General features: G+C 69.8%; 22 protein-coding genes and 2 pseudogenes. 15 read left to right on the top strand and 9 right to left on the bottom strand.

Annotation, left to right across the window (positions count from 1 at the left end; genetic code table 11):
* Together ACFE64_RS10305 and ACFE64_RS10310 are read right to left on the bottom strand one after the other, a co-directional pair.
* Positions 1-286 (bottom strand): annotated as a pseudogene (locus ACFE64_RS10305) (aminomethyl transferase family protein); the annotation flags it as partial.
* On the bottom strand, positions 286-1,020 hold the full coding sequence (locus tag ACFE64_RS10310) for an alpha/beta fold hydrolase (RefSeq protein ID WP_375392374.1): 735 nt from the start codon (positions 1,018-1,020) through the stop codon (positions 286-288). The gene ACFE64_RS10310 and the pseudogene ACFE64_RS10305, both read right to left, overlap by 1 nt.
* A gap of 107 nt (positions 1,021-1,127) precedes the next feature.
* On the opposite strand from ACFE64_RS10310, the gene ACFE64_RS10315 reads away from it, so the two are divergent.
* From ACFE64_RS10315 to ACFE64_RS10360, 10 genes are all read left to right on the top strand, one after another.
* Entirely contained in the window at positions 1,128-2,006 is an 879-nt protein-coding gene (locus ACFE64_RS10315; protein ID WP_375392375.1) for a methylenetetrahydrofolate reductase, read from the top strand.
* A 37-nt stretch (positions 2,007-2,043) separates the two neighbouring features.
* Positions 2,044-2,904, top strand: coding sequence for a formyltetrahydrofolate deformylase (gene purU, locus ACFE64_RS10320; RefSeq protein ID WP_375392376.1), 861 nt, complete (start codon positions 2,044-2,046; stop codon positions 2,902-2,904).
* A gap of 7 nt (positions 2,905-2,911) precedes the next feature.
* Positions 2,912-3,775, top strand: coding sequence for a bifunctional 5,10-methylenetetrahydrofolate dehydrogenase/5,10-methenyltetrahydrofolate cyclohydrolase (locus ACFE64_RS10325; protein ID WP_375392377.1), 864 nt, complete (start codon positions 2,912-2,914; stop codon positions 3,773-3,775).
* Positions 3,768-4,181 (top strand): dihydroneopterin aldolase, encoded by a 414-nt coding sequence (locus ACFE64_RS10330; RefSeq protein WP_375392378.1) that lies wholly within the window; start codon positions 3,768-3,770, stop codon positions 4,179-4,181. Before ACFE64_RS10325 ends, ACFE64_RS10330 begins: the two co-directional genes overlap by 8 nt.
* Positions 4,181-5,536, top strand: coding sequence for an MFS transporter (locus ACFE64_RS10335; protein WP_375392379.1), 1,356 nt, complete (start codon positions 4,181-4,183; stop codon positions 5,534-5,536). Before ACFE64_RS10330 ends, ACFE64_RS10335 begins: the two co-directional genes overlap by 1 nt.
* Positions 5,537-5,603: 67 nt before the next feature.
* Positions 5,604-6,509: a LysR family transcriptional regulator gene (locus tag ACFE64_RS10340; protein WP_375392380.1), complete on the top strand. Its 906-nt coding sequence runs from the start codon at positions 5,604-5,606 to the stop codon at positions 6,507-6,509.
* Positions 6,510-6,629: 120 nt separating this feature from the next.
* Complete coding sequence (locus ACFE64_RS10345; protein WP_375392395.1) at positions 6,630-7,082, top strand: formate dehydrogenase subunit gamma; 453 nt, start codon at positions 6,630-6,632, stop codon at positions 7,080-7,082.
* The gene (locus ACFE64_RS10350) at positions 7,079-8,626 is read left to right on the top strand and encodes an NADH-ubiquinone oxidoreductase-F iron-sulfur binding region domain-containing protein (RefSeq protein WP_375392381.1); all 1,548 of its coding nucleotides are present in this window, start codon (positions 7,079-7,081) and stop codon (positions 8,624-8,626) included. The genes ACFE64_RS10345 and ACFE64_RS10350 overlap by 4 nt, the downstream gene beginning before the upstream one ends.
* 5 nt (positions 8,627-8,631) lie before the next feature.
* Positions 8,632-11,490, top strand: coding sequence for a formate dehydrogenase subunit alpha (gene fdhF, locus ACFE64_RS10355; protein ID WP_375392382.1), 2,859 nt, complete (start codon positions 8,632-8,634; stop codon positions 11,488-11,490).
* On the top strand, positions 11,487-11,780 hold the full coding sequence (locus ACFE64_RS10360; protein WP_375392383.1) for a formate dehydrogenase subunit delta: 294 nt from the start codon (positions 11,487-11,489) through the stop codon (positions 11,778-11,780). Before fdhF ends, ACFE64_RS10360 begins: the two co-directional genes overlap by 4 nt.
* Positions 11,781-11,795: 15 nt before the next feature.
* Here ACFE64_RS10360 and ACFE64_RS10365 read toward each other — a convergent pair whose 3' ends face one another.
* Together ACFE64_RS10365 and ligK are read right to left on the bottom strand one after the other, a co-directional pair.
* Positions 11,796-12,851, bottom strand: a complete 1,056-nt coding sequence (locus tag ACFE64_RS10365) for a 4-oxalomesaconate tautomerase (RefSeq protein ID WP_375392384.1) — start codon at positions 12,849-12,851, stop codon at positions 11,796-11,798.
* Positions 12,844-13,518 (bottom strand): 4-carboxy-4-hydroxy-2-oxoadipate aldolase/oxaloacetate decarboxylase, encoded by a 675-nt coding sequence (ligK, locus tag ACFE64_RS10370; RefSeq protein ID WP_375392385.1) that lies wholly within the window; start codon positions 13,516-13,518, stop codon positions 12,844-12,846. Before ligK ends, ACFE64_RS10365 begins: the two co-directional genes overlap by 8 nt.
* A 96-nt stretch (positions 13,519-13,614) precedes the next feature.
* Between ligK and ACFE64_RS10375 the strand changes: the two genes are divergently transcribed.
* Genes ACFE64_RS10375 through ACFE64_RS10390 form a run of 4 tightly spaced genes read left to right on the top strand, consistent with a single transcriptional unit; the run spans position 13,615 to position 17,820 of the window.
* Positions 13,615-14,826, top strand: a complete 1,212-nt coding sequence (locus ACFE64_RS10375; RefSeq protein WP_375392386.1) for a LysR substrate-binding domain-containing protein — start codon at positions 13,615-13,617, stop codon at positions 14,824-14,826.
* 54 nt (positions 14,827-14,880) lie between these two features.
* Positions 14,881-15,813, top strand: a complete 933-nt coding sequence (locus ACFE64_RS10380) for a DUF1932 domain-containing protein (RefSeq protein ID WP_375392387.1) — start codon at positions 14,881-14,883, stop codon at positions 15,811-15,813.
* Positions 15,810-16,835, top strand: coding sequence for an amidohydrolase family protein (locus ACFE64_RS10385; RefSeq protein WP_375392388.1), 1,026 nt, complete (start codon positions 15,810-15,812; stop codon positions 16,833-16,835). Before ACFE64_RS10380 ends, ACFE64_RS10385 begins: the two co-directional genes overlap by 4 nt.
* A gap of 31 nt (positions 16,836-16,866) precedes the next feature.
* Positions 16,867-17,820: a Gfo/Idh/MocA family oxidoreductase gene (locus tag ACFE64_RS10390; RefSeq protein ID WP_375392389.1), complete on the top strand. Its 954-nt coding sequence runs from the start codon at positions 16,867-16,869 to the stop codon at positions 17,818-17,820.
* Positions 17,821-18,061: 241 nt separating this feature from the next.
* Here ACFE64_RS10390 and ACFE64_RS10395 read toward each other — a convergent pair.
* The 4 genes and pseudogenes from ACFE64_RS10395 to ACFE64_RS10410 all read right to left on the bottom strand — a co-directional run.
* Positions 18,062-18,283: pseudogene (locus ACFE64_RS10395) on the bottom strand (FAD-dependent oxidoreductase); the annotation flags it as partial.
* An 81-nt stretch (positions 18,284-18,364) separates the two neighbouring features.
* Positions 18,365-19,198: an S-formylglutathione hydrolase gene (fghA, locus tag ACFE64_RS10400; protein ID WP_375392390.1), complete on the bottom strand. Its 834-nt coding sequence runs from the start codon at positions 19,196-19,198 to the stop codon at positions 18,365-18,367.
* Positions 19,198-20,310 carry an S-(hydroxymethyl)glutathione dehydrogenase/class III alcohol dehydrogenase gene (locus ACFE64_RS10405; protein ID WP_375392391.1) on the bottom strand — a complete coding sequence of 371 codons (1,113 nt, stop codon included), beginning with the start codon at positions 20,308-20,310 and terminating at the stop codon, positions 19,198-19,200. The genes fghA and ACFE64_RS10405 overlap by 1 nt, the downstream gene beginning before the upstream one ends.
* Positions 20,311-20,353: 43 nt before the next feature.
* Positions 20,354-20,731: a RidA family protein gene (locus ACFE64_RS10410; protein ID WP_375392392.1), complete on the bottom strand. Its 378-nt coding sequence runs from the start codon at positions 20,729-20,731 to the stop codon at positions 20,354-20,356.
* Between the two features lie 46 nt (positions 20,732-20,777).
* Between ACFE64_RS10410 and ACFE64_RS10415 the strand changes: the two genes are divergently transcribed.
* On the top strand, positions 20,778-21,320 hold the full coding sequence (locus tag ACFE64_RS10415; protein ID WP_375392393.1) for a hypothetical protein: 543 nt from the start codon (positions 20,778-20,780) through the stop codon (positions 21,318-21,320).
* On the opposite strand, the gene glnT is transcribed toward ACFE64_RS10415, so the two are convergent.
* On the bottom strand, positions 21,283-22,253 hold a 971-nt coding region (gene glnT, locus ACFE64_RS10420), incomplete at its 5' end, for a type III glutamate--ammonia ligase (RefSeq protein WP_375392394.1). The genes ACFE64_RS10415 and glnT overlap by 38 nt on opposite strands.

Consider the following 22,253-nt stretch of genomic DNA (forward strand, 5'->3'; position numbering starts at 1 on the left):
CCGGCACGAACTGCTTGGCGCGATCGGGCACGAAGCCCTTGAAGCTGTTGATGCCGAGATGGTTGAGCATCGCGAACGCATCCGGGCCTTCGACCGCCAGATCGACCATGTGATAGGACTGGTTGAACAGCACGCAGGTCTGCGCCCAGGAACGCTGCTCATCGCGCCAGTTGGAATATTCGGCCGGCACGCCGGGATAGGCGTTCGCGCCGGTCTGCTGGTTGCGCAGCAGCTCGACGATATCGCCGCTGTCGTCGAGCCGCGTCTGCAGGTTGGTGTCGGTCATCAGGCTTCTCCAATGGATTGATCATGGCGTTTGGTGGGCCGGGCGAGCCAGTCGGCGATCGCCGCGTTGAGCTCGTCGGGCGCTTCGGCCGGCAGCATGTGTCCGGCCCCGGCGACGACGGTGAGACGGGCGCCCGGGATCGCCGCGGCGATGGCGCGATGCTGGTCGGGCGGGCTCCAGACGTCCTCGCTCCCCACCGCGACCAGCACGGGGCAGGTGATCGCCGGCAGCAGGTCGTCGACCGCCGGGCGCGCGAGCAGCGCCTCGATCTGCGCGGCGAACACGGCCGTGCCCGCATCGATGCACATGCGGCGCAGCGGCTCGACCAGCGCGGGGACGCGGTTGGCGGGCGCGACCATCGGCGGCAGCCACGCGTCGACCAGCGCCGCCGCGCCCTCGCGCAGCCCCAAATCGCGCAGCGCATGGCGCTTCTCCGCCTCGCCGGCCCGGGGCGGATGGATGCCGGTGCTGACCAGCGCCAGCCGGTCGATCCGCTCGGGCGCCAGCCGCCACATCTCGAGCGCGACGCGGGCACCCATCGAGTGGCCGAGCAGGGCCAGCCGCGGCGGCGCCGCCGCCAACGCATGGACGGCCATCACGGTCAGGCTGCGGCGCTCACCGAACCCGTCGACCGCAATCGTGCCGGGGAACGCCTCACACTGCGCCGCGAACACCCGCGCGTCGCAAAGCAGCCCGGGCAGGCAGACCAACGGTGCGGCGGCGACCGATTGCATGCGCGATTCCAGATATTCGCGTTTCCGAAGTTTTCGTCTATACGAAATCTAATGCTGCCGCTAGAGCGGTCATGCGGATAATGATTGCGGGCGAGCACGGAGATCGAATGAGCCCTGCCATTCCCACGCTCCACCCGGCCTGGAGCCGCGCGCCTGCGACAATGGTCGACGGCTATTCGCTGGAGATGACCGCGCGCGACATCGACGCGCTGACGCTCGTGGCGCCCCGCGTCGCGCCGGACACGCCGATCGCCGTCACGTTCCTGCCCGGCGAAACGATGGATGCGCGCGTCGCCGCCGCGGTCCGCATCCGCGACCTGGGCTTCGAGCCGATGCCGCATCTCTCCGCCCGCCGCCTCGCGTCGCGCGGCGAGTTGGCCGCGATGGTCGAGCGCCTCACCGCCGAGGCCGGGGTCGAGCGCATGTTCATCGTCGCCGGTGACCCGCCGGTCCCGGCCGGGCCGTTCGCCGACACCTTGTCGGTGCTGCGCACGGGGCTGCTCGAAGACCATGGCATCAAGGCGGTCGGCATCGCCGGTCACCCCGACGGGCACCCCGCCATGGACGAGCCCGGCCTGTGGCAGGCGCTGGCCGATAAGCGCGCCGAGATCGCCGCGCGCGGCATGGCGTCGCTCATCGTCACCCAGTTCGGCTTCGACGCCGCGCCGTTCCTGACATGGCTGGCGGCGCTAAGGTCGCGCGGGATCGATTGCCCGGTTCGGATCGGGGTGCCCGGCCCGGCCGGGATCAAGACGCTGCTGCGCTATGCGGCGCATTGCGGCGTCGGCGCGTCGGCCAGCGTGATGGCGAAATATGGCGTGTCGCTCTCGCGGCTGCTCGGCGCCGCCGGCCCCGACAAGCTCGTCGGCGCGCTGGAGCGCGGCCTCGGCCCCGAACATGGCGCGGTGCGGCTGCACTTCTATCCCTTCGGCGGACTCGAGCGCACCGTCGACTGGATCGCCGCCTACGACGCGCGCCACGCATGACCGTGGCCGCCCGCCGCTGCAACGGAGGAACCCCGGCGTGACCGAGACCTATACCCTCACCCTGTCCTGCGAGGACAAGCCCGGCCTGGTCGCCACGGTGGCGGGTTTCCTGGCGGCCCGGGGCGGCAACATCCTCGACGCGCAACAGTTCGACGACCAGGAGACGCAACGCTTCTTCATGCGCGTCGTCTTCGCGCTCACCGACCCCATCACCGCGCTGGACGGTGTCCGGCGCGACTTCGCCGAGGTCGCCGCGGCGCACGGCATGATCTGGACGATGCGCGCCTCGAGCGAGCGCCAGCGCGTCCTGCTGCTGGTCTCGAAATTCGATCATTGCCTCGGTGACCTGCTGTATCGCCGGCGGATCGGCGAGCTGGCGATGGACGTCGTCGGCATCGTCTCCAATCATCCGATGGCCGCGCTGCAGACGACGATGATCGGCGACATCCCCTATCATCACCTGCCCGTCACGGCCGAGACAAAGCTGCAGCAGGAAGCGCGCATCAAGGCGATCGTCGAGCAGACCGGCGCCGAGCTGATCGTGCTCGCGCGCTATATGCAGATCCTGTCGGACGATCTCGCCGGCTATCTGTCGGGACGGTGCATCAACATCCACCACAGCTTCCTGCCCGGCTTCAAGGGCGCGAAACCCTATCACCAGGCGCACCGGCGCGGTGTGAAGATGATCGGCGCGACCGCGCATTACGTCACCGCCGACCTCGACGAGGGGCCGATTATCGCGCAGGACGTCGAGGCGATCAGCCATGCCGACACGCCCGACGATCTGGTCCGCAAGGGCCGCGACATCGAGCGGCGCGTGCTGGCGGCGGCAGTGACCTATCATCTGGAAGACCGCGTCCTGCTCAACGGATCGCGCACCGTCGTTTTCCGGCACTGACGGCCCGGTGGCGGCGGTCATCGACGGGCGCGCGCTGGCGCGGCGCATGTCGGAGGAGACGCGCGCCTCGGTCGCGGCCTTGCGCGCCACGCACGGCCTGGTGCCCGGGCTCGCGGTGGTGCTGGTCGGCGCGGACCCGGCGAGCGAAGTCTATGTCGCGCGCAAGGTCGCCGAGACCACCCGCGCCGGGATGCGCTCGATCGAGCACCGCCTCGATGCGGCGACGGGCGAGGCGAGCCTACTCGCGCTGATCGCCGATCTAAATGCCGATCCGGCGGTGCACGGCATCCTCGTCCAGCTCCCCCTGCCGCCGCAGATCGATGCAGGGCCCGTGCTCGACGCGATCGACCCGGCCAAGGATGTCGACGGCTTCCACCCGGTCAATGTCGGCCGCCTGTCGACCGGCACCGGCGGGCTGGTGCCGTGCACGCCGCTGGGCTGCCTGAAGCTGCTCGACACGGTGATCGAGGACTATCGCGGGCTCGCCGCCGTCGTGATCGGCAAGTCGAACATCGTCGGCAAGCCCGTCGCGATGCTGCTGCTGGAACGCGAGTGCACGGTGACCGTCACCCATCTCGCGACGCGTGGCCTGGCCGCGATCGTGCGCGCCGCCGACATCGTCGTCGCCGCCGCCGGCAGCCCGCGGCTGGTGCGCGGCGATTGGATCAAGCCGGGCGCGGTGGTGATCGACGTCGGCATCACCCGCGTGACGGACGCGGAGGGGCGGCAGCGGCTGGTCGGCGACGTGGCCTTCGACGAGATCGGCCATGCCCGCGCGGCCACGCCAGTGCCGGGCGGCGTCGGCCCGATGACGATCGCCTGCCTGCTGGCCAACACCGCGCAGGCCGCCTGGGCCACCGTCGATGGCTGACCCGGTCGGCTTTACGCAGGTCGCCGTCCGCGATCTGCCGCTGATGGCGGATATCGGCATCAATGCGGAGGAGATGGGTCGCCGTCAGCCGTTGCTGGTGTCGGTCACGGTGACGATCGATCCTGTCGCGGCGGACGCGATCGCGGCGACCATCGATTACCGGTGGATCGTCCAGGCGGCCGCGGCGCTGGCCGAGCAACGCATCGGGCTGATCGAGATCTTCGCGCGGCGGCTGGCGCTGCAATGTCTGACCATCGGCATCGTCAGGCGCGTGGGCGTCACGATCGACAAGCCGCGGGCCTTGCCGGCCGGCACCGCGTCCGTTTCGGTCGTGCTCGACGCGGACCAGGCGGACCGGCGTTGCATGGCAAACGGCGACCGTCACATCATGGCGGCAGCACGCTGATGGCGTTCGGCGCACCCGCGACCCGCGGGGCCAGGGGGATGCTCGCCGACGGTCCGATGAGCCGGCTGCAGATCCTGGCGATCGGCCTCGCCATGACGCTCAATGCCGTCGACGGCTTCGACTTCCTGGCGATGACCTTCGCGGCGCCCGGGATCGCGCGCGACTGGGGGATCGATGCGACGCAGCTCGGCGTCGCCCTGTCGGCCGGCCCCGTCGGGATGACGCTGGGGTCGCTGCTCCTCGCGCCGATGGGCGATCGGCTCGGCCGCCGCCCGCTGGTCATGACTTGCCTGGCCCTGATGACGGCGGGCATGTTCCTGACCGCCACCGCGGCCGGTCTGACAAGCCTGTGCGCCTGGCGGGTCGTCACCGGCATCGGCATCGGCGGCATGCTGGCGGCGATCAACGCGGTCGCGGCCGAGTTCTCGAACGAGCGGCGCCGCGACCTGTCGGTAGCGGTCATGGCCATCGGCTATCCGCTGGGCGGCCTGATCGGCGGCTTGGCGGTCGCCGATGTCGTGATGGTCCAGGGCTGGCGATCGGTGTTCGTGATCGGCGGCGGTGTCACGGCCGCCTGCCTGGTGCTGGTTATGGTCTGGATGCCCGAGTCGCTCGACTATCTCGCCCGGCAGGGCACGGCCGGGGCGCGTCGGCGCATGACCACGATCCTGTCGCGGATGGGGCGACCGCCGGCGGCTCGCGAGGCGCCGCAGGGCGCGGCGCCGGTCGCCGGCGGCAAACTGACCGACCTGCTCGGCGCGCGTTTTCGCCGTCGCACGCTGCTGCTGGTCGCGGCGACGTTCCTGCACCTCATGACCTTCTACTTCTTTTCCGGGTGGTTGCCCAAGCTGGTCAGCGACCTCGGCTATTCGACGGCGGACGCGATCCGCACGTCGAGCATGCTGAGCCTGGGCGGCCTCGCGGGCGGTCTCGCGCTCGGCGTCGCGGCGCACCGGCTGGGCTTGGTCCGGCTGCTCGTCCTGGCGATGATCGGCACGGCGGGATCCATGGCGATGTTCGGCATCGTGACCGGGCTGCCCGCCATCCAGGCGACGGCGTTCCTCGTCGGCGTCGGCGTCAACGGCGGCATCATCGGCCTCTATGCCCTGCTCGCGCGCGCCTATCCGGCCGAACTGCGGGTGACCGGCACCGGCCTGGCGATCGGCGTGGCGCGCGGTGGCGCCGTGATCGGCCCGCTGATCGGCGGCGTGCTGATCTCGCGCGGCGTCGGCATTCCCGTCGTCATCGCCATCGTCGGATCGGCAGCGCTCGTGGCGGCGCTGGTCATCTTCGTCCTGAGCCGGCTGGAAGCGATCACGGCGCCGCCGCTCGCCACGCCGGAGGCCTCGAAGTGACCCGATCCGGCCGCGGCCGTGAGCGCATGGCGTGCCGATGTCGGCGCGGGATCGGTGAAGCAGCGCCATGCAGCTTCGCCTGATGGAGTATTTCGTGGCGCTGGCGCGCGAACAGCATTTCGCGCGCGCGGCCATCGCCTGCAACGTCTCGCAACCGACGCTGTCGATGGGCATCGCCACGCTTGAACGGCAATTGGGCCGCCGGCTGGTCGAGCGCGACCGCCGCTATATCGGCCTGACCGCCGAGGGCCATGCCGCCCTCCCCTGGGCGCAGCAGGCGATCGCCGCGGCGCGGAGCTTCAGGGAGGCCGCCCCGCCGCGCCACCGCGACCTGCACGGCACGTTGCGGCTCGGCGCGATCCCCGCGGCGATACCCGTCACCGGCTATCTGACCGACGCGCTGCAGGCCGCCCACCCGCAGGTGGAGCTGACGATCCGTTCCCTGACCTCCCGGCAGATCGCACACGGCCTGGCGGCGTGCGAGCTCGATGCCGGCCTGACCTACCTCGATCATGAACCGATCGCCGACGCCCTCCGCGTCGCGCTGTATGGCGACCGCTTCGTCTTCGCCGCCGCCGCCGCCGCGACGCCCATCGGGCGGGGCGCGATCACCTGGCGGGAGGCCGTGGCGGCGCCGCTGTGCCTGCTCCATCCCGACATGCAGAACCGGCGTATCCTCGATGAGGCGCTGGCCCGCTCCGGCCTGACGGCGACGCCGCGCGCGACCGCGGATTCCCATGTCACCCTCGTCGCGCTGGTCCGATCCGGCCGGTTCGCGACGATCATGCCCGCCAGCTACGCGACCCTCCTGCCCGAATGGGCGCGGGTGCGGCCGATCGACGGGGGCGCGCCGCCGTCCGCGCGGATCGGCCTGGTCGTGCCGGACCGGCCGCCATTGCCGCCGCTGGCGCAGGCGGCCTTGTCGGCGGCCGAGGAACTGGCGCTGCCGCCCGAGTTCGGCGCGCCGTCATAGCCGATGCGTATCGATCATCATCAGAGTCTATTTGACGTCGATCATCGCGACGATGTTAGTCGCGAGATGCGCAAGGTACAGCGTCCCGCCGTCGAGACGGCGGCCGACCGGGATCCGGCGATGGCCCGGCAGATCGATGCGATCGCGCGCCCGTTTCAGGGGCAGCGGGGCACGCTGCTGCCCCTGCTCCACGCCGTTCAGGCCGAGCTCGGCCATGTCGCCGATGCGACGGTCCCGCACATCGCGGCCGCGCTCAACCTGAGCCGCGCCGACGTGCACGGCGTCGTCACCTTCTATCACGACTTTCGCCGTGCGCCGGCGGGCGCGCACGTCGTCAAGCTGTGCCGCGCGGAGGCCTGTCAGGCGCGCGGCAGCGCCGCGATCGAAGCGGCGGCGGTCGCACGGCTCGGCGTCGCGATGGGGGCGACCCGCGCCGACGGGCAGGTCACGCTGGAACCGACCTATTGCATCGGGCTGTGCGCGATCGGACCCGCCGCGCTGGTCGACGGCCGGCCCGTGGCGCGGATCGACGCGGCGGTCGTGGCGCGGATCGCCGCCGAGATCGGCGCGTGACGCGCGCGTTCGTCTCGGGTGACATGGCGTCGGTCGCGCTCGGCGCCGATGCGGTGGCGGCGGCGCTGGTGCGCGCCGGTGTCCAGGTGGTGCGGACCGGCAGCCGCGGCCTGTTCCGGATTGAGCCACTGGTCGAGATCGAGACACCCGAGGGACGCATCGGCTACGGCCCGGTCGCGCCCGAGGAAATCGCGGCAGTGCTCGACGGCACCCATCCGGAACGGCTGGGCGACGTCACCGCCCTGCCGTTCTTCGCGGCGCAGCAACGCTTCACCTTCGCGCGGGTGGGCGTGATCGATCCGCTCGATCCGGACGACTATGCCGCGCATGGCGGCTGGGCCGGGCTGACGGCGGCGCGCGCAATGGCGCCGCAGGCTGTGGTCGACGCGGTCAAGGCGTCGGGCCTGCGCGGGCGCGGCGGCGCGGGCTTCCCGACCGGGATCAAGTGGCAGACCGTGCACGATGCGGTCGCCGACGAGAAGTTCGTCGTCTGCAACGCCGACGAGGGCGACAGCGGCACCTTCGCCGACCGCATGCTGATGGAGGGCGACCCCTGCTGCCTGATCGAGGGCATGGCGATCGCCGGCCACGCGACGGGCGCGGGCTACGGCTATGTCTATATCCGCTCGGAATATCCGTTCGCGATTCGCGTGATGCAGGCCGCGATCGCGCGCACCGCGGCGATCGTGGCCCCCTTCGTGCTGGAGGTGCGCGTCGGCGCGGGCGCCTATGTCTGCGGCGAGGAAACCGCCCTGCTCGAGTCGATCGAGGGCAAGCGCGGGCAGGTCCGCGCCAAGCCGCCGCTGCCCGCGCATGTCGGGCTGTTCGGCAAGCCGACCGTCATCAACAATGTGCTGAGCCTCGCCGCCGTGCCGTTCATCCTAGCCGAGGGGCCGGCGCGCTATGCCGAGGTCGGCTTCGGCCGGTCACGCGGGACGATGCCGGTGCAGATCGCCGGGAACGTGCGCAACGGCGGGCTGTTCGAGGTCGGCTTCGGCATCACGCTGGGCGAGCTGGTGAACGGCGTCGGCGGTGGGACCGAGAGCGGACGGCCCGTGCGCGCGGTGCAGGTCGGCGGCCCGCTCGGCGCCTATTTTCCGCCGTCGATGTTCCACCTGCCGTTCGATTACGAGGCGTTCGCCGCTGCCGGGGGGTTGATCGGCCATGCCGGCATCACCGTCTTCGACGATCGGGTCGACATGGCGCACATGGCCCGGTTCGCGATGGAGTTCTGCGCGATCGAAAGCTGCGGCAAGTGCACGCCGTGCCGGATCGGCTCGACGCGCGGGATCGAGACTATCGACCGCATCGTGGCGGGCGGGCGGCGCGGCGACGCGGTCGAGGCGCTGCCCCAGATCCGCAATGCCAGCCCGATCGGGCGCAGCGCGGCGCAGGAGATCGCGCTGTTGCGCGATCTGTGCGAGACGATGAAATACGGCTCGCTCTGCGCGCTGGGCGGGTTCACGCCCTATCCCGTGCTGAGCGCGCTCGAGCATTTCCCCGAGGACTTCGGTATCCCGCCCGTGGCGCAGGCGGCGGAGTAGACGACATGGCATGGATCGGCGAACTCGACCTGGGCACCAAGCCGGCGCCCGCCCTTGGCCAGGCCACGGTGACGATGACCGTCGACGGGCAGCGCGTCACGGTGCCCGAAGGCACCTCCGTGATGCGCGCCGCCGCGCTCGCCGGCACCGCCATCCCGAAGCTGTGCGCGACCGACACGCTGGAGGCGTTCGGATCGTGCCGACTGTGTCTGGTCGAGGTGGAGGGGCGCGGCGGCTATCCCGCATCGTGCACCACGCCGGTCGTGCCCGGCATGGTCGTCCACACCCAGACCGAGAAGCTCAAGCAGCTTCGCCGGGGCGTGATGGAGCTCTACATCTCCGATCATCCGCTCGACTGCCTGACCTGCCCCGCCAACGGGGATTGCGAATTGCAGGAGCAGGCCGGCGCGGTCGGCCTGCGCGACGTGCGTTACGGCTATGAAGGCGACAACCACCTCGACGGGTGCAAGGACGAGAGCAACCCGTATTTCACCTTCGATCCGACCAAGTGCATCGTCTGCTCGCGCTGCGTGCGTGCGTGCGACGAGGTGCAGGGGACGTTCGCGCTGACGATCGACGATCGCGGTTTCGCCTCGGCGGTCAGCGCGAGTCAGAGGGAGGATTTCCTGTCCTCAGAATGCGTGTCGTGCGGCGCCTGCGTCCAGGCCTGCCCGACCTCGGCGTTGCAGGAAAACAAGGTGATCGAGGTCGGCACCCCCGATCGCGCGGTCGTCACCACCTGCGCCTATTGCGGCGTGGGCTGCACCTTCCGCGCCGAGCTGCGCGGCGACGAGCTGGTGCGCATGGTGCCGTGGAAGGAAGGCAAGGCCAATCGCGGGCACAGCTGCGTCAAGGGCCGCTTCGCCTGGGGCTATGCCAACCACCAGGAGCGCGTCCTCCATCCGATGATCCGCGCCTCGATCGCGGAGCCGTGGCGCGAAGTGTCCTGGGACGAGGCGTTCGCGCATACCGCCGCCGAGTTCCGTCGCATCCAGGCCAAGTACGGCAAACGCGCGGTCGGCGGTATCACCTCCTCGCGCTGCACCAACGAGGAGACCTTCCTCGTCCAGAAGCTGATCCGCGCCGGCTTCGGCAACAACAATGTCGATACCTGCGCGCGCGTCTGCCATTCGCCGACCGGCTACGGCCTCAAGACCGCCTTCGGCACCTCGGCCGGCACCCAGGACTTCGACAGCGTGATGGCCAGCGACGTGATCGTCGTCATCGGCGCCAACCCGACCGATGGCCATCCGGTGTTCGCCAGCCGGATGAAGCGGCGGCTGCGGGAAGGCGCGCAGCTGATCGTCATCGATCCACGCCGCACCGACATCGTCCGCAGTCCGCATGTCGAGGCCGCCGAGCATCTCGCGTTGCGCCCCGGCACCAACGTCGCGGTGCTGACATCGATGGCGCATGTCATCGTTACCGAGGGATTGTTCGACGAGGCGTTCATCCGGGAGCGCTGCGACTGGTCCGAGTTCGAGGACTGGGCCGGCTTCGTCGCCGATCCGCGCCACAGCCCGGAGGCGACGGAAGCGATGACGACGGTGCCCGCGGCAGCGGTGCGCAACGCCGCGCGGCTTTACGCCACCGGCGGCAACGGGGCGATCTATTACGGGCTGGGCGTCACCGAGCATAGCCAGGGGTCGACCACCGTGCTCGCCATCGCCAACCTGGCGATGGTCACGGGCAATCTCGGCCGCGACGGCGTCGGCGTGAACCCCCTGCGCGGGCAGAACAACGTCCAGGGCGCCTGCGACATGGGCAGCTTCCCGCACGAGCTGTCGGGCTATCGCCACGTTTCCGACGATGCGGCGCGCGACATGTTCAGGGAGCTGTGGGGCGTCGAGCTGGATCACGAACCCGGCCTGCGCATCCCCAACATGCTCGACGCCGCCGTCGACGGCGAGTTCAAGGGCCTCTACATCCAGGGCGAGGACATCCTCCAGTCGGATCCCGATACTCGCCACGTCGCGGCGGGGCTGGCGGCGATGGAATGCGTCGTCGTGCAGGATCTTTTCCTCAACGAGACGGCCAATTACGCCCATGTCTTCCTGCCCGGCTCGACCTTCCTGGAGAAGAACGGCACCTTCACCAATGCCGAGCGCCGCATCCAGCGCGTCCGCAAGGTGATGCAGCCGCTCAACGGGCTGGAGGACTGGGAGGTGACGCAGGGGCTGGCGCAGGCGATGGGCTATGACATGGCCTATGCCCACCCGTCCGAAATCATGGACGAGATCGCGGGCGTCACGCCGACCTTCGCCGGCGTCTCCTACGACCGGCTGGACGCGCTCGGATCGATCCAGTGGCCGTGCAACGCCGCTGCCCCGGAAGGCACGCCGATCATGCACCTCGACGGCTTCGTGCGCGGCCGCGGCAAGTTCGTGCGCACCGAATATGTCGCGACCGAGGAGCGTGCCGGCCCGCGCTTCCCGCTGCTGCTGACGACCGGGCGCATCCTCAGCCACTATAATGTCGGCGCGCAGACCAGGCGGACCGCGAACACCGCCTGGCACCAGGAGGACCGGCTGGAGATCCACCCGCACGACGCCGAGCAGCGCGGCATCCTCGACGGCGACTGGGTGACGGTCGCCAGTCGCGCCGGCGACACATCGCTGCGCGCGCTGCTCACCGATCGCGTCGCGGCGGGGGTCGTCTACACCACCTTCCACCACCCCACGACCCAGGCCAATGTGGTCACCACCGACAACAGCGACTGGGCGACCAACTGCCCGGAATACAAGGTGACGGCGGTGCAGGTCGCGCGCTCGAACGGGCCGACCGACTGGCAGGAACGCTATGCGGCGCAGGCGGAGCGATCGCGCCGGATCGCCATGCCCGACGTCGCAACGGCCGCCGAATGAGCGGCACGCTCGACAAGCTCATCCGCATGGCCAACCAGATCGCCGCCGAACTGGAGCACCAGCAGGGCGCCAACGCGGCCATGGCGACGTGGGACCATCTCTGGCATTTCTGGGATCCCCGGATGCGCGCGCAGATCGTCGCGCATCTGGACGCGGGCGGCGCCGGGCTGAGCGAGGCGAGCCGCGCCGGCGTGGCGATGCTGCGCACTGCGGCCACCCCGCCCTCGCAGACCCCCGCCACCGCGTTCGCGGTCGACGCGGCCGGCAATACACAGGGCGACGCCGGGTAGCCGCGTCGCGTGGCCTCAGGCGAAGACGTTCCCGTCCATCAGCTTGCGCGCGGTGCGCAGCAGCGCCGCCGTTTCGACCCGGCCGTCCGCATCCAGCTCCAGGACGCACGCCATCGCGCCGGTCGGATGTTCGACCGACAGGGTCTTGCGTGTCCCTTCCGGAACGGCGGCGACGAGGGCGGCGGGCGAACCCGGCACGAGACACGCGGTGGCGACGCTGACGGCGCCGAGCACGCCGATCGTCGCATGGGCGCGGTGCGGGATGAAACTGCGGACGGTGATCGCGCCGCCATGGGCGGGCGGGGCGACCAGCATCATCTTGGGCACCGATTGGGCGGTCACGTCGCCGAGGTTCATCAGCGGCCCCGCCCGCAGCCGGATCGCCTCGATCCGGCCTTTCAGCGCCGTGTCGGCATCCAGCGTGTCGCGATCCTCGTAGCCGGTCGCACCGACGTCGGTCGCCTTGAACACGACGCAGGGCATACCGTTGTCGATCAGCGTGCAGGCGACGCCCTCGATCGTGTCGACCGCGTTCCCGCTGGGCAGCAGCGCGCCGCAGGAGGAGCCGGCGGTATCGCGGAAGGCGAGCGGTATCGGCGCCGCCGTGCCCGGCACGCCATCGATCCGCGCCTCGCCCTCATATATCGGGACGCCGCCCCGCGTCTGCACGGCAGCGACGGCGACCTGCCCGGTGTTGACCATGAAGATCGCGACGCGCGTCTCCCCGTCTCCCGCCGCAACCAGCCCACGCTCGATGGCGAACGGCGCGACGCCGGCGAGCATGTTGCCGCAATTCTGGCCGTCGCTGACGAGCGCCTGATCGACGAACACCTGCAGGAACAGATAGTCGACGTCGACGCCGTCGCGCGCCGATGTCGACACCACCGCCACTTTGGAGGTCAGCGGATCGGCGCCGCCCATCCCGTCGATCTGGCGCGGATCCGGCGAGCCCATGACGCGCAGCAGGAACGCGTCGCGCGCGGCGGGATCGGCAGGGAGGTCGTCGGCGACGAAGAATGCGCCTTTCGACGTGCCCCCGCGCATCCACATGCAGCGGACGGCGTCACTCATAGGTAAGCCCCAGCGCCGCGAGCCTGCCGCGCATGTCGTAGATGTCCAGCCCGAGTTCGCCGGCCGCGAGCCGCCGGCGCTTGGCTTCCTCGTTCGCCTCGCGCGCCCGGGCGGCCGCGAGTACCGCCGCCGCATCGGCGCGCCTGACGACGCAGACCCCGTCATCGTCGGCGACGATCACATCGCCCGGCGCGATCGCCGCGTGCGCGCAGATGATCGGCACGTTCACCGCGCCGAGCGTCGCTTTCACGGTGCCTTGCGCGAACACCGCCTTCGACCACACCGGAAAGCCCATGCGCGTGAGGTCGCGGACATCGCGGACGCCGGCGTCGATCACCAGCCCGCGACAGCCGCGCGCCTGCGCCGAGGTTGCGAGCAGATCGCCGAAATAGCCGTCCTCGCACGGAGAGGTCGGCGCAAGGACCAGAATGTCGCCGGCCTGCACCTGCTCGATCGCGACATGGATCATCCAGTTGTCACCCGGCGGGGCGGAGATGGTGACGGCGGAACCGGCGACGCGCGCGCCGGGATAGATCGGCCGCATATGGCTGGCGAGAAGGCCGATCCGGCCCTGCGCCTCGTGCACCGTCGCGACGCCGCAGGCCGCGAGCCCGTCGATGACGCTCGCCTCGGCCCGTTCGATGTTCCGTACGACCCGTCCGGCCATTGCATCTTTCTCCCCTTGGGCCGTGCTTGCGCCCCGGCCGCCGCAACGCCCCATCGGTAGTGCGCAAGGGGAATAAGTTTTTGCTATAGGTGAGGGATGAGCCCCGCCCCGTTCGACCTCAATCTGCGGCATTTGCGGGCGCTTTCCGCGGTTGTCGCGCAAGGCAGCCTCAGCGCTGCCGCCCGTTCGGCGGGCCTGTCGCAACCCGCGCTGACCCAGGGGCTGTCCAAGCTCGAGCGCCAATTGGGCGCGCTGCTGTTCGAGCGCCGGTCGGACGGCGTCACCGCCACGGCCCGCGGCGCGCGCATGGCGGCGCGCGCCGCGGCCGCGTTCGAGCATCTGTCGGCGGCAACGCGCGGCGCGGCGCGCGGCAGTCGCGGCTTCACCCGGCCCGAGCATCTGATGACCGCCACGCAACTGGCGGGATTTCGGCGCCTCGCGGATTCGGGCAGCTTCGCCCTGGCGGCCGTCGCCGGCGGGCTGTCGCAGCCCGCCATTCACCGCGCGGTGCGCGACCTGGAGCAGATCTGCGCGACGCCGCTGCTGGAACGACGCGGGCGCGGCGTCGTGATGACCGTCGCCGGCCGTCGGGTCGCGCGTGGCATTCGGCTGGCAGCGAGCGAGATCGCGGCCGGGATCGTCGAGGTGGGGGACGAGGAGCAAGCGGGCGGACATATCGCCATCGGGGCGATGCCGCTGTCGCGCGCCCTGGTGCTGCCCCAGGCGATCGCGCGCTTCGTGCGCCAGGTGCCCGGCACCGCGATCGACGTGGTCGAGGGATCGTGGCGCGAACTGGTCGAGCCGTTGCGCGATGGCGTCATCGATCTGATGATCGGCGCCTTGCGCGACGAGACGCCGCCGGGGCTCGAGCAGCGCGCCCTGTTCGTCGACCGACTCGTGACCGTCGGACGGGCGGGGCATCCGCTCGCGGCCGAACCCGACCCGTCGCGGGCGGCGTTGGCGGCCTATGGCTGGATCGTCGCCGCGCCGGGGACGCCGCTGCGATCGCGATGGGACGCGATGTTTGCCGGTGGCACCCTGCCGGCCACCCCGATCGAGTGCGGGTCGGTGATGGTCATCCGTGGCATTCTGAAGGACAGCGACCTGCTCACGCTGCTGTCGCCCGATCAGGTGGCGCTGGAGATCGAGACCGGCATGCTGGCGGCGATCGGCCGGCCGCTGGCCCACGGCATGCGGACCATCGGCATCACCACCCGCCGGGATTGGCGGCCGACCGCCGCACAGCGCGCGCTTGTCGCGCTGCTGGAAAGCGCTGCACACGATACAGGAGTTCAGGAAAACGAATAGTGTCCCCGCCAATCCGATTGGCGGTACGCAGCGCCGTACGCCTAACCCGACCCGGTGGAGAGACGAACCGCCCATATCGGCTTCGGCGAGGCCGCCATGGCCTTTGCGCGCGGCGGCATCGCCCGCGGTTACGATCGCAAGACCGACCACGCCGCGACGCGCGCCGCCAAGCTGGACGATTTCGCGCGGCACGATGTGCTTGCCTGCGAGACGGCGGCCCAGGCCGTGCATGACGCCGCGGCGGTGCTCTCGCTCGTCACCGCCGATCAGGCGTTGATCGCCGCCACCGCCGCCGCGCCGCATCTCCGCGCGGACACCCTATGGCTCGACATGAACAGTGTCGCGCCCGATACCAAGCGCGCTGCTGCCGTCGCGATCGACGCCGCCGGCGGCCGCTATGTCGACGTCGCCGTCCTCGCCCCGGTGCGGCCGCAACGCCGCGACGTGCCGCTGCTCGTCAGCGGCCCGCACGCGGCCGCCGGCGCGGCGGCGTTGTCGGCCCTCGGCTTTGGCACCATCCGCACCGTGCCCGGCGGCGTCGGCGGGGCGTCCGCCAGGAAGATGATCCGCTCCGTCATGGTCAAGGGGCTGGAGGCGCTCACCGCCGAATGGATGCTGGCGGCCGAAGCCGCTGGCATCACCGATGAGGCGATCGCCGCGCTCAACGCGAGCTGGCCCGGCACCGATTGGGGAGCCCAGGCCGATTACAACCTCGACCGCATGATGGTGCACGGCGTTCGTCGCGCCGCGGAAATGGAAGAGGCGGTCAAGACGCTCGACGCGCTCGGCACGGGATCGTCGATGACGCGCGCGACCGTCCGGCGGCAGCGCGCCATCGGCCTGCTCGGTATCGCGCCGCCGGAGGGGCTGGCGGCCAAGCTGGCGGCGCTGTCCGTGGCCACGACGAGCGGCGCCGCGGGAACGCCGATCGGCGCGCAAGCCGCCGCCGGGCCGACCGAATGCGGAATGTCGGAGACGCGCGCATGACGCTGATCATCGATTGCCACGGCCATTACACGACGGCGCCGCCCCAGCACGATGGCTGGCGCGACGCCCAGCAGGCCGCGTTCAAGGCGGGCGAGCCGCCGCCGCCTTACCCGGCCATCTCCGACGATCAGATCCGCGATACGATCGAGGCGAACCAGCTCAGGCTGCTGAAGGAGCGCGGCGCCGACATGACCATCTTCTCGCCGCGGGCCTCGACGATGGGTCCGCATATCGGCGACGAAGACGTGGCGCTCGCCTGGGCGCGCACCTCCAACGACCTGATCGCGCGCGTCGTCGATCTCTACCCAGACACGTTCGTGGGCGTCTGCATGCTGCCGCAGAATCCCAAGGCGGACATGGCCGGGTCGATCGCGGAACTCGAACGCTGCGTCACCGAGCGCGGCTTCATCGGCTGCAACCTCAATCCCGATCCCGGCGGGGGCCATTTCACCGCGCCGCCGCTGACCGACCGTTTCTGGTATCCCTTCTACGAAAAGATGGTCGAGTTGGACGTGCCCGCGATGATCCACGTTTCGGGCAGCTGCAATCCAGGCCTGCACGCGACGGGCGCCTATTACATCGCCGCCGACACGATCGCCTTCATGCAGTTGATCCAAGGCAACCTGTTCGCGGAGTTTCCGACGCTGCGCTTCATCATCCCGCACGGGGGCGGGGCGGTGCCCTATCATTGGGGGCGGTATCGCGGCCTCGCCGACATGCTCAACCAGCCGGGCCTCGACGGGCATGTGATGAACAACGTGTTCTTCGATACGTGCGTCTATCATCAAGCGGGCGTGAACCTGCTGGCCGAGGTGATCGAGACCAAGAACATCCTGTTCGGCAGTGAGATGGTCGGCGCGGTGCGCGGGATCGACCCGCAGACCGGCCAGTATTTCGACGACACCAAGCGCTATGTCGATGCGCTGCCGATCAGCGCCGCGCAACGCCACGCGATCTTCGAGGGGAACGCGCGGCGTGTCTTCCCGCGGCTCGACGCCAGGCTCGCGGCGCGTGGTCTGTGACCGGCAGGAAGCCCGGGCGGTATCCTGCCAGATGAAAATTGCCCTGGCCGGTGCCGGCGCCTTCGGGGAAAAGCACCTCGACGGACTGCGACGGATCGCCGGCGTCGAGCTTGTCAGCCTGGTGGGCGGACGGCTCGAACCGACCCGGGCGATCGCCGACCGCTACGGTATCGCGCACGCGACGACCGATCTCGCTGATTGTCTCGCGCGCGACGACGTCGAGGCGGTCATCCTCTGCACGCCGACCCAGATGCACGCGGAACAGGCAATCCGGTGCATGGATGCCGGCAAGCATGTGCAGGTGGAGATTCCGCTCGCAGACAGCCTGGTCGATGCCGAGGCCGTGCTGGCACGGCAGCAGGCGACGGGTCTCGTCTGCATGGTCGGCCACACGCGCCGGTTCAATCCGCCGCATCAGCTGCTGCACGGCACGATCGAGGCGGGCGAGCTGAATCTCCAGCAGATGGACGTCCAGACCTATTTCTTCCGCCGCGAAAACATCAATGCCAGGGGCGAGGCACGCTCGTGGACCGACCATCTGCTGTGGCACCATGCCGCGCACTCCGTTGATCTGTTCGCCTACCAGGCGGGGCCGATCGTCAGGGCCAATGCGCTGGCAGGGCCGATCCATCCCGAGCTGGGCATCGTCATGGATCTGTCGATCCAGCTGAAGGCGGCAAGCGGCGCGATCTGCACCCTGTCCCTCAGCTTCAACAATGATGGGCCGCTCGGCACCTGCTTTCGCTACATTTGTGACCGCGGCACATATCTGGTCCGTTATGACGATCTGTTCACCGGCAACGACGAGCGGCTCGATGTGTCGCGGGTGGCGGTGTCCACCGACGGCATCGAGTTGCAGGATCGCGAATTCGTGACGGCGATCCGCGAAGGCCGTGAGCCGAACAGTTCGGTTGCGCAGGTGCTTCCCTGCTACCGCATACTGGACGCGCTCCAGGAGCAAATATGGCGGGACAGCCCGTGCTAGGCTCGGGACTTAATGGCGCCAGCAGGTGGTGCAATTAGTGCCGAGCCCAATCCCGGCGCTGGATGCGCTCGCTGGGGCTTAGCGTCACACCTATCCCGGAGGGCCGCACCGAAGCGGCTGAGAGGTGGCTGCGGTCACGACCCGCCGAACGATCCGGTTGAGACCGGCGGCGGGGAGGGGCGTCGTCGCAAGAGGACGCCCGCGCTCCGACACTGAAGCGAAGCACATGGCCGACATGGACTCGCCGATCCCAGAAACGCTCGGGCCGGATCAGAATGCGCTCGAACGGCTTCTCGCCGGCGAGATATTCCTTCGACAGGGGCGGCCGCTCATAGGGCGGGTCGGGTTCGTCACCGACAAGTCCGATCGTTCCCTCAAACCGGTTCTGCCGCAGCGCGGACGCCAGCTGCGCTCCGCCGTGGCCGGCGCCGACGATCAGCACGTCATACCGCTGTTCAACCATCCCGGTCCTCCGGTGCGACGGCCACCGCTACCCGCCCGCCTCGCCCGCGATCTCGATAGCCCGAAAGCGACGAAGCCATCATCAGCGCCGGAGCCGTTCGGCGTGCCAGCGCAGGTGATCGGCCATGAAGGTGGAGATGAAGAGGTAGCTATGGTCGTAGCCCGGCCGCATCCGCAAGGTGAGCGGGATCGCCGATCCGTCGCACGCGCGCTGCAACCGTTCGGGCTGGAGCTGCCCGGTCAGGAAGTCGTCCGCCTCGCCCTGATCGACCAGCAGGGCCGCGGCCCGCGCGCCGTCCTCGATCAAGGCCACCGCATCGTGCTTGCGCCACAGCGACCGGTCGTCGCCCAGATAGCCCCCGAGCGCCTTCTGGCCCCAGGGCACCTGGCTCGGCGCGACGATCGGCGCGAAAGCGGAGACGCTGTGGTAGCGATCGGGATAAGTCAGCCCGATCGTCAGCGCCCCATGCCCGCCCATCGAGTGACCGGTGATCCCCTGCCGGGCGGGGTCGACGGGGAAGTGTTCGGCGACCAGCGCCGGCAGCTCCTCGGTGACATAGCTCCACATCGCGAAGTGCGGCGCCCAGGGCGGCTGCGTCGCGTCGACGTAGAAGCCGGCGCCCTGACCCATGTCATAGGCCGGATCGTCGGCGACGCCTTCGCCGCGGGGAGACGTGTCGGGCGCGACGAGGATCAGGCCCAGTTCCGCGCACGCACGCCGATACTCGCCCTTGTCGGTGACGTTGGCGTGGGTGCAGGTGAGGCCCGACAGATACCAGACCACCGGCAGCCGCGCGCCGTCGGCATGGGGCGGCACATAGACCGAGAAGGTCATGGTGGTGCCGGTGGCGGTCGAGGCATGCCGATACACGCCCTGCACGCCGCCATGCGCCTTCGTCGCGGAGACGGTTTCCATCAGTATACCACGACCGAGCGGATGCTTTCGCCTGCGTGCATCAGGTCGAAGCCCCGGTTGATCTCGTCGAGCGTGAGGACGTGGGTGATCATCGGGTCGATCGCGATCTTGCCCTCCATGTACCAGTCGACGATCCTGGGCACGTCGGTGCGGCCCTTGGCGCCGCCGAACGCGGTGCCGCGCCAGTTGCGCCCCGTCACGAGCTGGAACGGGCGGGTCGCGATCTCCTTGCCGGCTTCCGCCACGCCGATGATGATGCTGGTGCCCCAGCCGCGGTGGCAGCATTCCAGCGCGGTGCGCATCACCTCGGTGTTGCCGGTCGCGTCGAAGCTGTAGTCCGCGCCGCCGTCGGTCAGCGCCGCCACCGCCGCGACCGTCTCCTCCCGGCGCTGGCCGCGGCTGTTGATGAAGTCGGTCATGCCGAACTGCCGCCCCCACGCCTCGCGGTCCGGATTGATGTCGATGCCGACGATCCGCCCCGCCCCCGCCAGCCGCGCGCCCTGGATGACGTTGAGGCCGATGCCGCCCAGCCCGAACACGACGACAGTGTCGCCGACCTGCACCTTCGCGGTATTGACCACCGCGCCGACCCCGGTGGTGACCCCGCAGCCGATATAGCAGCTCGTCCTGAACGGTGCGTCAGGCCTGATCTTCGCGACCGCGATCTCGGGCAGCACGGTGAAGTTCGCGAAGGTCGAGCAGCCCATATAGTGGAAGATCGGCTGCCCCTTGTGGCTGAACCGCGTCGTGCCGTCCGGCATCAGCCCCTTGCCCTGCGTCGCGCGGATCGCGGTGCACAGGTTGGTCTTGCCCGACAGGCACGATTTACATTGCCGGCACTCGGGCGTGTAGAGCGGGATGACGTGGTCGCCGGGCTTCACCGACGTGACGCCCGCGCCGACCTCGCGCACCACGCCTGCGCCCTCGTGGCCGAGCACGGACGGGAACAGCCCCTCGCTGTCCAGCCCGTCCAGCGTATATGCATCGGTGTGGCAGATGCCGGTCGCCATGATCTCCACCAGCACCTCGCCCGCGCGCGGCCCCTCCAGGTCCAGCTCGACGATCTCCAGCGGCCGCTTGGCCTCGAACGCGACGGCAGCGCGGGTCTTCATGATGCTTTCTTTCTATCGGGAATGCCGGGATGCGGATCCGCTGTCACCGGGCGGCGGTGGCCTCGACCTCGATCAGCGCCCCGGGCATCGCCAGATCGCAGATCACCGTCGAGCGCGCCGGAAAGGGGTCGCGCAGCCGGTCCGCATAGACGCCGTTATAGCCGGCGAAGTCTTCCTTGCGGGTCAGCCAGGTCGTGATCTTGAAGACATGGCCGAGGGTCAGGCCTTCCTTGGCCAGCAAAGCCTCGATATTGTCGAACACGGCCTTGGTCTGCGTTTCGATATCGTCGCCGGCGAGCTTGCCGGCGACCAGCGGCAGTGCTCCCGAGAGGTAGAGGATGCCGTTCACTTCGACCGCCGAGGACAGCGGCATGACCGCTCCGGTACTGCTGACGAGGGGGCCGCCGAGTTGCTTGAACATGGTGTTTCTCCTGTGTTGTCGTTAATCACGCTGCCGGGAGCGCATGATGGATGACGAGACGTACCGCGCCGAGATCCTCGCCGCCTATGAGGGCGAAATCGGCGGCGAGATCACATCGGCGACGCTGATCGGCCGTCTGACCCTGGACGACACGCGCCGGGCCAAGCTTGAGCTGCTGCGCCGGCTGGAGGTGCGGGTCGGTGCGGCGCTCGCGCCGATCGTGGACCGGCTGGGCGCCACCCCGGCGGATCGGGCCAGCCTCGCCGTCGCTGCCCGCGAGCGCGCCCTGGCCGTCGGCGACTGGGCCGAACTGATCGAGCAGTTCGGTCCGCGGCTCGAGGTCTATGTGGCGCGCTTCGAGGCGCTGCATGCCGCGGCGCGCCCGGGCGACGAGGAGTCGCTGGCGCTGCTCGTCGCGCACGAACGGGCGCTGATCGCGTTCGGTCGGTTCGAACGCGCCGGTGACGACGCGGCGGCGCTCGCCTGCCTCCGCGCCGCGGTCGGCACCGATAGGCCGGTGGGCCCGAACGATCACCTCGAGTCTCCGCGGCTCAGCAATCAAGCGTGGCCGCCCGTTCCCACTCACTGAGATGGCTGGTGAAGCTGTTCCACTCCTGCATCTTGAGCTTGAGATAGGATGGCACGAAGCCGGGCATTGCATCCTTCAGCACGTCCGAGGCGTCCAGCGCGCGTAGCGCGTCGAGCAGGTTGAGCGGCAGCCGGCCGACGTCCGGCGCGAGGTGCCCCTGCGTGTACATGTTGATGTCGAGCCGCTGGCCGGGATCGCGCTGGTTGGCCATCCCGTCGAGCCCCGCCGCGAGCGCGCCCGCCTGGAGCAGATACGGGTTCACCGCGCCGTCGGCCAGCCGCAGCTCGAGCCGGGGATCGTCGGGCACGCGGATCATGTGGGTGCGATTGTTGCCGGTATAGCTGATCGTGTTGGGCGACCAGGTCGCGCCGGAGATGGTGCGCGGCGCGTTCAGCCGCTTGTATGAATTGACGGTGGGATTGAGCAGCGCCGCCAGCGCGGGCGCCGAATGCATCAGTCCGCCGATGAAGTGATAGCCGAGCGCCGACAGGCCCAGCTCGCCGGCGTCGTCCGCGAAGACGTTCGCGCCGTCCTTCCACAGCGAGATGTGCGCGTGACAGCCGTTGCCGGTCAGCGCGGCGAACGGCTTGGGCATGAACGTCGCGCGCAGGCCGTGCTTCTCGGCGACCGATTTCGCCATGTACTTGAAGAAGGCGTGGCGATCGGCGGTGACGAGCGCGTTGTCGTAGGTCCAGTTCATCTCGAACTGGCCGTTCGCGTCCTCATGGTCGTTCTGATATGGTTCCCAGCCGAGATCGAGCATCGCGTCGCAGATCTCGGTGATGACGTCATAGCGGCGCATCAACGCGAGCTGGTCGTAGCACGGCTTGTCCTGCGTGTCGGCGGCGTCGCCGATCGCCTTGCCGTCGGGGGTGATGAGGAAGAACTCGCATTCGACGCCGGTCTTCATCTCCAGGCCCTGCTCGCCGGCCC

Origin of the sequence: uncultured Sphingomonas sp., from assembly GCF_964250165.1 — a bacterium.
Taxonomy (GTDB): Bacteria; Pseudomonadota; Alphaproteobacteria; order Sphingomonadales; family Sphingomonadaceae; genus Sphingomonas.

Bases quoted from the DNA above. Each gene is read 5' to 3' on its own strand.
- ACFE64_RS10310 (WP_375392374.1), bottom strand. From the start codon at position 1,020: ATGCAATCGGTCGCCGCCGCACCGTTGGTCTGCCTGCCCGGGCTGCTT.
- ACFE64_RS10315 (WP_375392375.1), top strand. From the start codon at position 1,128: ATGAGCCCTGCCATTCCCACGCTCCACCCGGCCTGGAGCCGCGCGCCT.
- ACFE64_RS10330 (WP_375392378.1), top strand. From the start codon at position 3,768: ATGGCTGACCCGGTCGGCTTTACGCAGGTCGCCGTCCGCGATCTGCCG.
- ACFE64_RS10335 (WP_375392379.1), top strand. From the start codon at position 4,181: ATGGCGTTCGGCGCACCCGCGACCCGCGGGGCCAGGGGGATGCTCGCC.
- ACFE64_RS10340 (WP_375392380.1), top strand. From the start codon at position 5,604: ATGCAGCTTCGCCTGATGGAGTATTTCGTGGCGCTGGCGCGCGAACAG.
- ACFE64_RS10345 (WP_375392395.1), top strand. From the start codon at position 6,630: ATGGCCCGGCAGATCGATGCGATCGCGCGCCCGTTTCAGGGGCAGCGG.
- fdhF (WP_375392382.1), top strand. From the start codon at position 8,632: ATGGCATGGATCGGCGAACTCGACCTGGGCACCAAGCCGGCGCCCGCC.
- ACFE64_RS10360 (WP_375392383.1), top strand. From the start codon at position 11,487: ATGAGCGGCACGCTCGACAAGCTCATCCGCATGGCCAACCAGATCGCC.
- ACFE64_RS10365 (WP_375392384.1), bottom strand. From the start codon at position 12,851: ATGAGTGACGCCGTCCGCTGCATGTGGATGCGCGGGGGCACGTCGAAA.
- ligK (WP_375392385.1), bottom strand. From the start codon at position 13,518: ATGGCCGGACGGGTCGTACGGAACATCGAACGGGCCGAGGCGAGCGTC.
- ACFE64_RS10375 (WP_375392386.1), top strand. From the start codon at position 13,615: ATGAGCCCCGCCCCGTTCGACCTCAATCTGCGGCATTTGCGGGCGCTT.
- ACFE64_RS10385 (WP_375392388.1), top strand. From the start codon at position 15,810: ATGACGCTGATCATCGATTGCCACGGCCATTACACGACGGCGCCGCCC.
- ACFE64_RS10390 (WP_375392389.1), top strand. From the start codon at position 16,867: ATGAAAATTGCCCTGGCCGGTGCCGGCGCCTTCGGGGAAAAGCACCTC.
- fghA (WP_375392390.1), bottom strand. From the start codon at position 19,198: ATGGAAACCGTCTCCGCGACGAAGGCGCATGGCGGCGTGCAGGGCGTG.
- ACFE64_RS10405 (WP_375392391.1), bottom strand. From the start codon at position 20,310: ATGAAGACCCGCGCTGCCGTCGCGTTCGAGGCCAAGCGGCCGCTGGAG.
- ACFE64_RS10410 (WP_375392392.1), bottom strand. From the start codon at position 20,731: ATGTTCAAGCAACTCGGCGGCCCCCTCGTCAGCAGTACCGGAGCGGTC.
- ACFE64_RS10415 (WP_375392393.1), top strand. From the start codon at position 20,778: ATGGATGACGAGACGTACCGCGCCGAGATCCTCGCCGCCTATGAGGGC.